14 protein-coding genes are annotated in these 11,957 nt (G+C 71.5%); 5 read left to right on the top strand and 9 right to left on the bottom strand.

Going from position 1 to position 11,957, the window contains the following annotated elements; all coding sequences use genetic code 11:
- Positions 1–52 precede the first annotated feature (52 nt).
- Both WA675_RS03545 and WA675_RS03540 read right to left on the bottom strand, forming a co-directional pair.
- Positions 53–1,411 (bottom strand): class I SAM-dependent RNA methyltransferase, encoded by a 1,359-nt coding sequence (locus WA675_RS03545; protein WP_336081807.1) that lies wholly within the window; start codon positions 1,409–1,411, stop codon positions 53–55.
- Between the two features lie 37 nt (positions 1,412–1,448).
- Positions 1,449–3,446 (bottom strand): APC family permease, encoded by a 1,998-nt coding sequence (locus WA675_RS03540; protein WP_336081805.1) that lies wholly within the window; start codon positions 3,444–3,446, stop codon positions 1,449–1,451.
- Positions 3,447–3,620: 174 nt separating this feature from the next.
- Between WA675_RS03540 and WA675_RS03535 the strand changes: the two genes are divergently transcribed.
- Positions 3,621–4,286 (top strand): potassium channel family protein, encoded by a 666-nt coding sequence (locus tag WA675_RS03535; RefSeq protein ID WP_336081803.1) that lies wholly within the window; start codon positions 3,621–3,623, stop codon positions 4,284–4,286.
- A gap of 2 nt (positions 4,287–4,288) precedes the next feature.
- Positions 4,289–4,960 (top strand): potassium channel family protein, encoded by a 672-nt coding sequence (locus tag WA675_RS03530; RefSeq protein ID WP_336081801.1) that lies wholly within the window; start codon positions 4,289–4,291, stop codon positions 4,958–4,960.
- Between the two features lies 1 nt (position 4,961).
- Here WA675_RS03530 and WA675_RS03525 read toward each other — a convergent pair whose 3' ends face one another.
- From WA675_RS03525 to WA675_RS03515, 3 genes are all read right to left on the bottom strand, one after another.
- A complete protein-coding gene (locus tag WA675_RS03525) occupies positions 4,962–5,585 on the bottom strand; it encodes a sigma-70 family RNA polymerase sigma factor (protein WP_336081800.1) in 624 nt (207 codons plus the stop codon).
- 117 nt (positions 5,586–5,702) lie between these two features.
- Positions 5,703–6,446: a DUF3159 domain-containing protein gene (locus WA675_RS03520; protein WP_336081798.1), complete on the bottom strand. Its 744-nt coding sequence runs from the start codon at positions 6,444–6,446 to the stop codon at positions 5,703–5,705.
- A 3-nt stretch (positions 6,447–6,449) separates the two neighbouring features.
- Positions 6,450–6,845, bottom strand: a complete 396-nt coding sequence (locus WA675_RS03515; protein WP_336081797.1) for an OB-fold nucleic acid binding domain-containing protein — start codon at positions 6,843–6,845, stop codon at positions 6,450–6,452.
- A gap of 74 nt (positions 6,846–6,919) precedes the next feature.
- On the opposite strand from WA675_RS03515, the gene WA675_RS03510 reads away from it, so the two are divergent.
- Positions 6,920–7,639 (top strand): alpha/beta fold hydrolase, encoded by a 720-nt coding sequence (locus WA675_RS03510; RefSeq protein WP_336081795.1) that lies wholly within the window; start codon positions 6,920–6,922, stop codon positions 7,637–7,639.
- Here WA675_RS03510 and WA675_RS03505 read toward each other — a convergent pair.
- Entirely contained in the window at positions 7,636–8,535 is a 900-nt protein-coding gene (locus WA675_RS03505) for a DUF3710 domain-containing protein (protein WP_336081794.1), read from the bottom strand. The genes WA675_RS03510 and WA675_RS03505 overlap by 4 nt on opposite strands.
- The gene (gene dut, locus WA675_RS03500; RefSeq protein ID WP_336081792.1) at positions 8,535–9,005 is read right to left on the bottom strand and encodes a dUTP diphosphatase; all 471 of its coding nucleotides are present in this window, start codon (positions 9,003–9,005) and stop codon (positions 8,535–8,537) included. The genes WA675_RS03505 and dut overlap by 1 nt, the downstream gene beginning before the upstream one ends.
- Before the next feature lie 73 nt (positions 9,006–9,078).
- Between dut and WA675_RS03495 the strand changes: the two genes are divergently transcribed.
- On the top strand, positions 9,079–9,606 hold the full coding sequence (locus WA675_RS03495) for a DUF3093 domain-containing protein (RefSeq protein WP_442945546.1): 528 nt from the start codon (positions 9,079–9,081) through the stop codon (positions 9,604–9,606).
- A 14-nt stretch (positions 9,607–9,620) separates the two neighbouring features.
- On the opposite strand, the gene WA675_RS03490 is transcribed toward WA675_RS03495, so the two are convergent.
- A complete protein-coding gene (locus WA675_RS03490; RefSeq protein ID WP_336081790.1) occupies positions 9,621–9,923 on the bottom strand; it encodes a DUF4193 domain-containing protein in 303 nt (100 codons plus the stop codon).
- Between the two features lie 374 nt (positions 9,924–10,297).
- Here WA675_RS03490 and cei point away from each other — a divergent pair, with 374 nt between their 5' ends.
- A complete protein-coding gene (cei, locus tag WA675_RS03485; RefSeq protein ID WP_336081789.1) occupies positions 10,298–10,981 on the top strand; it encodes an envelope integrity protein Cei in 684 nt (227 codons plus the stop codon).
- Between the two features lie 6 nt (positions 10,982–10,987).
- Here the strand turns inward: cei and WA675_RS03480 are convergent, their stop codons facing one another.
- Positions 10,988–11,887: an inositol monophosphatase family protein gene (locus WA675_RS03480; protein ID WP_336081787.1), complete on the bottom strand. Its 900-nt coding sequence runs from the start codon at positions 11,885–11,887 to the stop codon at positions 10,988–10,990.
- Positions 11,888–11,957: the final 70 nt, after the last annotated feature.

The following is an 11,957-nucleotide window of genomic DNA, read 5'->3' as shown; positions in this document are numbered from 1 at the left end:
CAGTCGCGCGGCGCAGCAGACAGTCGCGCGGCGCGTTGGCAGTAGGCGCTGGTCAGCGGTCGAGCAGGGCGACGCATTCGACGTGGTGGGTGCCGGGGAAAGCGTCGAAGGCGCGCAGGTCGGCCAGGTGGTAGCCCACGTCCAGGTACAGGCCGAGGTCGCGGGCGAAGGAGGCCGGGTCGCAGCCGATGTGGACGATGCGGCGGGGGTCGGCGTCGGCGATGGCGGCGACGACCTCTTTGCCCGCGCCCGCGCGCGGCGGGTCCAGGACGACGATCTCGGGTGAGCCGGTGGCCGAGCGGGCCCAGCGTTCGACGCGGTCGGCGCGCAGCTCCAGCCAGGGCAGGTCGCGCAGGGCGGCGACACCGTCGGCGACCGCGCCCCGGGCCGACTCGACCGCGGCGACCGCGCCGGTCTGGCCGGTCTGCTCGGCCAGGCGCGCGGCGAAGACGCCGACACCGCTGTAGAGATCCCAGCCCGACCCACCGGGGGCCAGACCCGACCAGTCGGCCACGAGATCGGAATAGCACTGCGCGGCCCGGTGATGGGCCTGCCAGAAGCCGGTCGCCGCGAGTTCCCAGCGTCTGCCCGCCACGTATTCCACCGCGCGGCCGGTGCCCGCCAGCACCCATTCCTCGCGGGGGGCGTTGGTGGCGGACTTGCGGGCAGCGGCGCGGTCGCGGATCGCGCCGCGGTCGTCGCGCACGGGAGCGCCGGAATGCTTGCGCCGGGCGGGGTGGTGTCCGCGGCCGCGGGTCGCGCCGCGCGGGGTGGCGGGACGGCCGCCGGGGCGGGTGGTGTCGTCGGCGGCCAGTTCCACGATATGGCGCACGCCGTCGCCGTCGACGGCCACCACCAGATCGCTGCCGGGGGTCCAGCGGCGTTCGGCGACACCGTCGAGGGCGCCCGCGACCGGCTGCGGACAGCGCAGGTCGGGCAGCACGGCGGTGCTGCGGTAGCGGTGCACACCGGCGCGGCCGTGCTCGTCGACGACCAGGCGCACCCTGGTCCGCCAGCCGCCGGTGATCTCGGGGTCGTCCCCGGCGATCGGCTCCACCGCGAACTCGGGGTCGATTCCGGCCAGCCTGCGCAGCTGTTCGGCCACCACGGTGGCCTTGAGCGCGCGCTGGGCGGCGGGGGTGGCGAAGGAGAAGTCGCAGCAGCCCGCGCCGCCGGGACCGGAGACCGGGCAGGTCGCGGGGACACGGTCCGCGGAGGCCTCGATGACCTCCACCGCGTCGGCGCGGCAGAACGAGCCGCCGCGGTCCTCGGTCACCCGCGCGCGCACCAGCTCCCCGGGCAGGCCGTGTCGCACGAAGACCACCCGGCCCTCGTGCCGTCCGACGCAGAATCCGCCGTGGCCGGGCGGGCCGAGCCGGATCTCGAATTCCTGTCCACGCCAGTCGCTCACGCGGCGCACCTGCTCACTGTCTCGATGTGCGCGCGGCTCATCCGCGACGCCCCGGTTCTTCGAATCCGCGCCGCACCGACCCCGGCGCGTTGCCCTCGGCGGCCTGCTTGGCCCGGGTGGACGAGCTCAGCTGCCACGGCACGCTGGTCACCATCACGCCCGGCTCGAACAGGAGCCTGCCCTTGAGCCGCAGCGCCGACTGGTTGTGCAGCACCTGCTCCCACCAGTGCCCGACCACGTACTCGGGGATGAACACGGTGACAACATCGCGCGGGGCGTCCTTGCGGACCCGCTTGACGTATTCCAGCACCGGTTTGGTGATCTCGCGATACGGCGACTCGATCACCTTCAGCGGCACATTGATCTCGCTGTTCTCCCACTCGCGCACCAGCCTGCGGGTGTCGGCGTCGTCCACGTTGACCGTGATCGCTTCCAGCGTGTCCGGGCGGGTGGCCCTGGCGTAGGCCAGCGCGCGCCGGGTGGGCAGGTGCAGCTTGGAGACCAGCACGATGGAGTGGGTGCGGCTGGGCAGCACGCCGTCCCAGTCGGATTCGTCGAGTTCGCGCGAGACCGAGTCGTAGTGGCGGCGGATGAGTTTCATCACCACGAAGATCGCCACCATGGTGAAGATCGCGATGTAGGCACCGGCGAAGAACTTGGTGATCAGCACGATCACCAGGACCGCGCCGGTGGCGGTGAGGCCGATGGCGTTGATCACCCGGGAGCGCTTCATCTTCGCGCGCTGCGCCGGATCGGTCTCGGTGCGCAGCAGCCGCGTCCAGTGCCGCAGCATGCCGGTCTGGCTCAGCACGAATGAGACGAACACCCCGACGATGTAGAGCTGGATGAGCTTGGTCACCTCGGCCCCGAAGAACACCACGAACGCGATCGCCGCGCCGGCCAGGAACAGGATGCCGTTGGAGAAGGCCAGCCGGTCGCCGCGGGTGTGCAGCTGCCGGGGCAGGTAGCGGTCCTGGGCCAGGATCGAGCCGAGCACCGGGAAACCGTTGAAGGCGGTGTTGGCCGCCAGCACCAGGATCAGCGCGGTGACGATCGTGATGAAGAAGAAACCGATCGGGAAACCGTGGAAGACGGCCTCGGCCAGCTGGGCGATGAGGGTCTTCTGGTGGTAGTCGGCGGGGGCGCCGATCAGGTGCGCGGTGTCGTGGGCGTAGACGATGCCGATCTTCTGCGCCAGGATGATGATGCCCATCAGCAGCGCGATCGCGATGGCGCCCAGCATGAGCAGCGTGGTCGCGGCATTGCGCGACTTGGGCTTGCGGAAGGCGGGCACGCCGTTGCTGATGGCCTCCACACCGGTCAGCGCGGCGCAGCCGGAGGAGAACGAGCGCGCGATCAGGAAGGCGAAGGCCAGCCCGTAGAGGTGCTCGTCCTCGGCCTCCAGCCCGAAACCGGCGGATACGGCGTGGATGTCGTCGCCGAGCACGAAGATCCGGAACAGGCCCCAGCCCAGCATCACGGCCATGCCGATGATGAACGCGTAGGTGGGCACGGCGAAGGCCTTGCCGGATTCGCGCACCCCGCGCAGGTTGATCGCGGTGAGCACGGCGATGGCGACCACCGCGAACAGCACCTTGTGGGTGGCCACGAACGGGATGGCCGAGCCGATGTTGGAGGCGGCCGAGGAGATCGAGACCGCCACGGTGAGCACGTAGTCGACCAGCAGCGCGCTGCCGACGGTCAGGCCCGCGTTGGGGCCCAGGTTCTTCGTCGCGACCTCGTAGTCGCCGCCGCCGGAGGGATAGGCGTGCACGTTCTGCCGGTAGCTGGCGACCACCACGGCCATCACCAGTGCCACCGCCAGCCCCACCCACGGCGCGTAGACGTAGGCCGAGATCCCCGCCGCCGAGAGCACCAGGAAGATCTCCTCCGGCGCGTAGGCCACCGAGGACATCGCGTCGGAGGCGAACACCGGAAGGGCGATACGCTTGGGCAACAACGTGTGGCCGAGCGAATCGCTGCGGAACGGCCTGCCCAGCAGCACGCGCTTGGCTGCCGTCGTCAACTTGGACACCGGGCTCAGCATAGAGGAGTTCATCGGCCCCCTCGCGCGCACGCTCACCGGGCGCGACGGCGGCGTGGCGCGTGTTTGCGCCGTCGCGGCGAGGGGAAAATGCCGAAGGGAGGACCGGCGGGTACGGTCCTTGCCGGACGTGCCACTGCGGTGGCGAGGGAACGAGGGTGCGCGGTGTACGTAGTGATCATGGGGTGCGGGCGGGTGGGCTCGTCGCTGGCGCGTGCCCTGGTCCGGGTCGGGCACGAGGTGACGGTGATCGACCGCGATCCCAGTGCGTTCCGGCGGCTGGGTGAGGGCTTCCCCGGCCAGGAGGTGATCGGGGTCGGCTTCGACCGGGATGTGCTGACCCGCGCGGGCATCGAGCGGGCCGACGCGTTCGCGGCGGTGTCCTCCGGCGACAACTCCAACATCATCTCGGCCCGGGTGGCCAGGGAGATGTTCGGCGTGGAGCGCGTGGTGGCGCGGATCTACGACGCCAAGCGCGCCGAGGTCTACGAGCGCCTGGGCATTCCCACCATCGCGACGGTGCCGTGGACCACCGACCGGTTCCTGCGCACCCTGATCGGCGACAACTCGACCACCACCTGGCGCGAACCCACCGGCGCGGTGGCGGTGACCCAGCTGACCCTGCACGAGGAGTGGTTCGGGCGCACCGTGCGCGATCTGGAACGCGACCTCGGGGTGCGGGTGGCCTTCCTGCTGCGCTTCGGCCGGGGCGTGCTGCCGGATTCCAAGGCGATCGTGCAGGCCGACGACGTCGTCTATGTGGCCGCCACCTCCGGCAGTGTCGGCGAGGTCGTCGCCTTGGCCGCCAAGCCCCCCGTGAGCGAGGACTGAACATGAAGGTGGCCATCGCCGGAGCGGGCGCGGTGGGGCGCTCGATCGCCAGGGAACTGCTGCGCGGCGGGCATCGGGTGATGCTGCTCGAGCGTCAGCTCGACCACATCGACCCCGCCGCCATCCCGGACGCGGTCTGGGTACACGCCGATGCCTGTGAGCTCGCGCTGCTGGAGAACGCCGAGCTCGAGACCTACGAGGTGGTCATCGCGGCCACCGGCGACGACAAGGCGAATCTGGTGCACAGCCTGCTCGCCAAGACCGAGTTCGGGGTGCGCCGGGTGGTGGCCCGGGTCAACGATCCGCGCAACGAGTGGCTCTTCGACGAGTCGTGGGGCGTGGACGTGGCCGTGTCGACGCCGCGGCTGCTGGCCTCGCTGGTCGAGGAGGCGGTGTCGGTGGGTGATCTGGTGCGGCTGATGACATTGCGTCAGGGCCAGGCCAATCTGGTGGAGATCACCCTGCCCGCCGACACCCAGCTGGCGGGCAAGCCGGTGCGCAGCCTGCGCATGCCGCGCGACACCGCGCTGGTGACGATCCTGCGCGGCGGGCGGGTGATCGTGCCACAGCCCGACGACCCGTTCGAGGGCGAGGACGAACTGCTGTTCGTCACCTCGGTGGAAGCCGAGGAAGACCTGCGCTTGGCGCTGGCCACCCACGGCATCGGGTCCTGACTCAGGCCGTCTTCAGCTCGGCGCGCAGCTTGTTCAGCGCGCGATGCTGCATCACCCGCACCACGCCCGGGCTGGTGCCGATGGCCTCGGCGGTCTGCGCGGCACTCCAGCCGAGCACGATCCGCATGACCAGCACCTCGCGGTGGTTGGGGGCCAGCACCTTCATCAGTTCGTGGGTGGCGGCGCGGCGTTCGAAGGCCATCGCCCACTCCTCCGGGCCCGCCGCGGCGCTGGCGGTGTCGGGCAGGTCGGCCATCGGATAGGCGACGTGCTTGCCCCGGCGGAACGCGTCGGAGACCTTGTTGGCGGCGATCCCGTAGACGAAGGCCAGGAACGACTTGCCCTGGTCGCGGTAGCGCGGGATGGCGGTGACGGTGGCCATCAGCACTTCCTGGGTGACGTCGTCGGCGGTGACGGTGAGATGGCCGGTGGCGCCCATCCGCGCCGAGCAGTAGCGCCGCACCAGCGGGTGGATCAGGCGCACGATCTCGGCGACGGCGTCGCGGTCGCCACGCGCGGCCGCGCCGACGAGCGCGTCGAGCCGGGCGGCGATGCGCTTGCTCTCCGACAGCGCGGGGGCGGTGCTCTTCGGCGCGCCGGAGGGTCGGTGCTCGGAAGCCGTCATGGTCGCCGGTCCTCTCACGATCAGTGCGTATGTCCTACGCATTGATCGTGCGCCGGTCGGACGGCCGGAACCAGGCACCCCAGGGTGGGTACTGCCCCACCTCCGGCGGCGATCCGGTTACCGGGTGGCGGGAGCGGAATCCGTTCCGGCACCGGAGGTGTCGACCGGCAGGTGCCCGGCGCGGCGCACCGCCCAGATGGTCACCACCAGCGCCACCCCGGTCAGCGGCCAGCCCATCGCGATGCGGGCCACGGCCAGCCAGGTGGTGTGGTCGGTGTCGTAGAGCTGCGACTGCACCAGGTAGCGGGCACCGAAGACGACCACCCAGACCACGGTGGCCAGGTTGTAGAGCTTGCGCACGCGCGCGTCGGTGCGCCAGGCGCTGCCGTGGCCGTTGAGCGCGCCCCAGATCACCCCGACCAGCGGGCGGCGCAGCAGGATCGACAGCGCGAACACGCCCGCGTAGACGAGGCTGGTGTAGATGCCGAACAGGAAGAAGCCCTTGGCCTCGCCCATCCGGTAGGCGATGAAGGCGCACACGCCGACCCCGAGGAAGCCGGAGATGGCGGGCTGGACCGGGTCGTGGCGCACCAGGCGCCAGATCAGCACGGCCGCCGCCACGCCGAGCGCGGCCCAGATTGCGGCGGTCAGCCCGGCCAGGGTGTTCACCGGGACGAAGACCAGGACCGGGAGGGTGGAGTAGATCAGGCCGCTGAAGCCGCCCAGCTGCTCGAGCAGGGTCTGTTCGGCCTTCTCGACCTCGGCGTCGGTGTCCGGGTCGACCGGATCAGCGGTGGCCACGGGCAGCACCACGGTCGATTCGGGGTCCGCGGGCACGCGGTACTCGTCGCTGGAGGGCATACGTCAGCTGTTCCCGCGCAATTCGTAGTAGGGGTTGAAGATCACCTTGCGGCCGTCGCGATCGCCGACCCGGCCGCGGACCATGATGCGCCTGCCCGGTTCGATCCCGGGAATGCGCCTGCGCCCGATCCAGACCAGGGTGATCGCATCGGTGCCGTCGAAGAACTCGGCCTGCACGGTCGCGCCCGCCGCCTTCGGACACGCCTCGACACTGCGGAGCCTGCCGACGATGGTGGCTTCCTCGCCACGACAACAGTCCGCGGCGCGCCGGGCACCGGAGGCGTCGGCCGTCTCCGCCAGTTCCTCGGCGTCGAGCTCGTCGATATCGGCGGTGAGACGGCGGCCCAGCCGACGGAAATATCCCGAGTCCGGACCGGATCCCGACTTGGCTGACGACATGACACGCTTCTCCCGCTAGTTGGCCGTACACCGCCACTGTAGATGGGCAAACGGTCGGCCGCTACGCTCGGCCTGTGTTGCGCACCCCACCCCAGGTCACCGTGGTCGCCCTGCCCGGAACCGGTTCCGACGCCGATTTCGCCGCCCGCGCTTTCGGACCGGCAGCGGCCGCGCGCGGATGGGCGTTGCACGCCGTGGAACCGGAGCCGCGGGCCGTGATCGCGAGCTACACCGCGGCTTTGGACGCGGCCGCGGCGCGCGGTCCGGTCCTGGCCGCGGGCATCTCCCTCGGCGCCGCGGTGGCACTCGACTGGGCAGCCGGGCACCCGGCCGCGGTGGTCGGTGTTCTCGCAGCATTACCCGCCTGGACGGGTGCCGAAACCGCCGCCTGCCCCGCCGCCCTCAGCGCCGCGGTTACCGCGGAGCAACTGCGCGCCGACGGCCTCGACGCGGTGCTCGAGCGGATGCGCGCGTCGAGCCCGCCGTGGCTGGCCGCCGCGCTCACCCAGTCCTGGCGGAGCCAGTGGCCGCACCTGCCGGACGCGCTCGACGAGGCCGCGTCCTACCGCTGGCCCGAACTCGACCGGCTGGCGCGGACCCGGACCCCGGTCGCGGTGGTCGGCGCCACCGACGACCCGGTCCACCCCATCACCGTCGCCGAACAGTGGGCGGCGGCCCTCCCCCACGCGGATCTCGCCCGCGTGCGCTTGGACGAACTCGGCGAGAACCCCGCGATCCTCGGAAACACCGGCTGCGCCGCCCTCGATCGGCTGACCACCGCGCCGGTCCGCTAGTTGAGGCCCAGCTGCTGCATGGCCGAACCGTCCGCGCCACGGCGCGGCTCGTCGGGCAGCTGCGGCGGCAACGCCGAGGCGGGCGGGGCCGCGGCCGCGGCGGCCTGGGCGGCCATCGCCTGCTGCTGGGCCAGCACCTGCTGCTGATGGGCGGCCGCGAGCTGCTCGGCGAGTTCCTGCGGCAGCACCACGGGCAGCGGGTCACGAACCGGCAGCGGCTCGCTGCCACGGCGCACCACGGCGTCGGCGAGCACCGCGCGGGCGGCGGTGATCAGCGGGCTGCGGTCGTCGACGGCGCCCGAGGGGCCCGCGGCGACCAGGCGGATCATCCAGCGCGGGCCGTCGACACCGATGAAGCGCAGATCGGCGCCCTCGGTGATCGCCTTGACCTCGCGTCCCCACGGGCCTTCCTCGACCGCGACGCTCGCGCCGTCACCGCGCAGCGATTCGGCCAGATCCGCGGCGACCGTGCGCCACTGCCCGGCCGATTTCGGGGCCGCGTAGGCGGCCACGGTGAGCCTGCCGTGTTCGGTGGCCAGGTGCACCGCCTGCGGGGTGCCGTCGGGGCTCATCTCCACCTGGAGCTGGCCGCCCTGGGGCACCGGGATCAGCACCGAGCCGAGGTCGAGGCGCTGGGCGACGACCTCGTCGGAGACCTCGCTGATGTCGTACGGACCGGCGGCGGCATCGGGTTCGTGGTCGAAGTTGCCGTAGATGCGCTCGTCGGTGGGGGCGTCGTCGAAGTCGAGGTGCGCGAAGTCCGGGCGGGGGAACTCGTCGGTGTCGTACTCGTCCTCGTCGTAGCCGTCGTCGAGGTAGCCGTCGTCGTCGTAGGCCTCGTCGTAGACGGGTTCGTCCTCGCGCCTGCCGCGCTTCTTCTTACCGAAAAGACCCATTACGCCTCCTCATCGGTCAGGCTCGCGTGCCCGCCGCTGGAACCGTATCCGCCTGCGCCGCGGGCGGTCTCGTCGAGATCGTCGACCTCGGTGAAGCCGACCAGCTCGACGCGCTGCACCAGCAGCTGCGCGATGCGGTCGCCGCGGCGCAGCTCGACGGCGGTGCGCGGGTCATGGTTGATCAGGCACACCTTGATCTCGCCGCGGTAGCCGGCGTCGATCGTGCCCGGGGTGTTGACCACCGACAGCCCCGCCTTGGCCGCCAGACCGGACCGGGGATGGATCAGGCCGACCGTACCGACCGGCAACGCGATCGCGATCCCGGTGCCGACCAGCACTCGCTCGCCGGGCTCGATGATCACGTCTTCGGTGGTACAGAGATCGACGCCCGCATCACCCGGATGGGCACGCGTCGGCACGGGGATGCCGGGATCGAGCCGCCGCAGCGGAATCGGTGCAAGTGCGTTCACATCGGTCGAGCCTACGCGTTCGTGCGCCCGACCTTGCGCTTAGCGCCCCGGCGCGGTGGCTTACTCTGGACAGGTGCCCGACCAGCCCCACGCAGCGACCACCGACCCCGACCGGCCCGCGCCGTCCGCGCAGCGCCCGTCGCCCTACCGGGAACGGTTGTGGGTGCCGCTGTGGTGGTGGCCGATCGGCTTCGCGATCGCCGGTCTGCTGGCCGCCGAGATCCACATGGGCGCGCCGGGCCTGCGGGCCTGGCTGCCGTATGTGCTGCTCGCACCGGTGCCGGTGTGGATTCTGTTGTGGATGAGCAGGCATCGCCTGGAGGTCACCGTCTCGCCCGAGGGTGCCGCGGAACTGCGGGTCGATCGGGCCCACCTGCCGGTGAGCTTCGTCGCGCGGGCCGCGGCCGTCGCGCCGACGGCCAAGAGCGCGGCGCTGGGCCGTCAGCTCGACCCCGCCGCCTATGTGCAGCACCGGGCCTGGATCGGGCCGATGGCGCTGCTGGTCCTCGACGACCCGGACGACCCGACGCCGTACTGGTTGATCAGTACGCGCAGGCCGGACCGGGTTCTGGCCGCGCTCGGGCTTCCGAGCGCGGGCTGACCCGTCGTCTTCGTCTAGGCGGCGCAGTCCATGCAGATCAGCTGCCCACCTTTTTCGGTGGCCAGGCGGCTGCGATGGTGCACGAGGAAACAGCTCGAGCAGGTGAACTCGTCGGCCTGCTTCGGGATGACCCGAACGCTGAGTACTTCCTCGGACAGGTCCGCGCCGGGAAGCTCGAACGATTCCGCTGTATCGGACTCGTCGATGTCCACGACGGCGGACTGCGCCTCGTTGCGGCGGGCCTTCAGCTCCTCGAGCGAATCCTCCGACACTTCGTCGGATTCGGTGCGCCGCGGTGCGTCATAGTCGGTTGCCATGTCGTCTTCCCCTCAGTCCTTACTCCGTATATCCCGGATCGGTGCGATTGCCGTTCCCCGTGAGGGTCCGGCGTTCGTACCGCCCCGCCGGTGGTGCACCTCACACGTACACCGGCCGCCTATCAGCGCCGATCTGCGAGGATCAACTCCGACAGCGTTCGGTTAACGCAGGACATGCCCTTGTTGTTCCCGCGACCGACCACCGTTTCACCGGTGATTATTCGATCTGGGCGGCCAGACAATAGCGGACCTACGGACAAATGTCGCAATCAAAACCCGGCCGAGTCGAAACCGACGACGAATCTTCACCTCGCGGGAAACTCGCCGAGACATCCCGCACTCACGCACCCGCCGCGGACTCGTAGAGTGAGCGCGTGGTTTCACTGATCACCGAAGGCAGCGCGACCGATCGCGACGGCAATCCCTTCCCGCGGCGGCGCCCCGAGCTCTGGCTCGTGCTCGTCCTGGTGCTGGCTCTGCTCAGCCTGTTCGTCTGGATCACGGCGTTTCGCACCCATGACGACAGCAACGAGCCGATGGCCTGCAACGCACCGAGCACGCCCACCGGAACCAGCGCGCCCCAGCCCGCGCCGCTGGGGTCGCGGGTGAGCCCGTCGCGCCTCGACGACGTCGACCCGGCGGCCCTGTCGGACTCGAAGGTGCGCGTCTTCAACGCCAACGGCCAGAGCGGCCAGGCCGGTCACATCGCCTCGGCGCTGGGCGACCTCGGCTTCGCCGGCGCGCCAGGGACACAGGTCGGTAACGATCCGGTCTACGTCAACGGCGACCTCACCTGCACCGGGCAGATCCGCTTCGGCGTCAACGGCAGGCCCGCCGCGGCCTCGGTCCAGCTGGTCGCCCCGTGCGCCGAGCTGATCGAGGACTCGCGCACCGACGACACCGTGGATCTGGTGCTCGGCGTGGCCTTCGGCGAATCGCTGCGGCCCGGCGCCGACGCCGAAGAGGTGCTGCGCTCGCTGAAGAACCTCGCGCCGGGGTCGGGATCGTCGTCCATCGACCCCGACCTACTCGAGGCCGCCCGCACCGTCTCCTGCTGAGCGGGCTCAGTCCGGCAGCGGGGTGAACGCGCCCGCCCGGTCCAGCAGCGCGGTCAGTTCGGCCGCGACACCCGGGGCGGCCACCACGGTCAGCTCCCCCTCGGCACCACCGACGGTGACCGCGGGGACCCGCACCACCGCGCCCGCCTCGGCGGCGATCAGCGCGCCCGCGGCCCAGTCCCAGGCGTTGAGGCCGTGCTCGTAGTAGGCGTCGAGCCTGCCCGCGGCCACATGGCACAGGTCCATCGCCGCCGCGCCGAGCCTGCGGATGTCGCGGATGCGCGGCAGCACCTCGGTGAGCACCCGGGCCTGGCTGGCGCGCCGGGCCCGGCCGTAGGCGAAGCCGGTGCCGACCAGCGCGACGTCGAGGGAGTCCTCGGTGGCGCAGGCCAGGGTGGTGGCGGTGCCGTCGGCCGTCACCGACCGCGCGCCGCCGCCGCGCGCGGCGCTGTAGGTGGTCGCGGTGGCCACGTCGACGACGGCGCCGGCCACCGGCTGCCCGTCGCGCACGGCGGCGACCGAGATCGCGTAGCCGGGCAGGCCGTAGAGGAAGTTGACGGTGCCGTCGATCGGGTCGACGATCCAGGTGATCGCGCCGGGTGCGGTGGCGCCCACGTCGCCGCCGCCCTCCTCGCCGAGGATCGCGTCGGCGGGCCTGCGCTCGGCGAGCAGCGCGCGGATGAGCTGTTCGGATTCGGTGTCGACGACGGTGACCGGGTCGGTCACGTGACCCTTGGTGGCCACGGCGCCGTCGACCGGGCCGTCCGCGGCGAAGACCTGCGGCCTGCGGGCGCGCACATGGGCGGCCGCGGCTTCGGCCAGCTCGACGGCCAGCAGCCGCAGCTGCTCGTCGCCGTCGGTGGCGCCGGGAACGGTCGGGGTCCGGGATGCGGTGTAGTCGGGCACGACTCCATCGGATCACATGTCGCGCCGCCGATCGCCGGGAGTGACTACCGCTACTCTTTGTCAGGCACAT

Origin of the sequence: Nocardia sp. SSK8, assembly GCF_037034205.1 — a bacterium.
In the GTDB taxonomy this organism is placed as follows: Bacteria; Actinomycetota; Actinomycetes; order Mycobacteriales; family Mycobacteriaceae; genus Nocardia.
The sequence above is the reverse complement of the archived record's forward strand: the minus strand, read 5'-3'. Positions and strand labels throughout refer to the sequence as shown.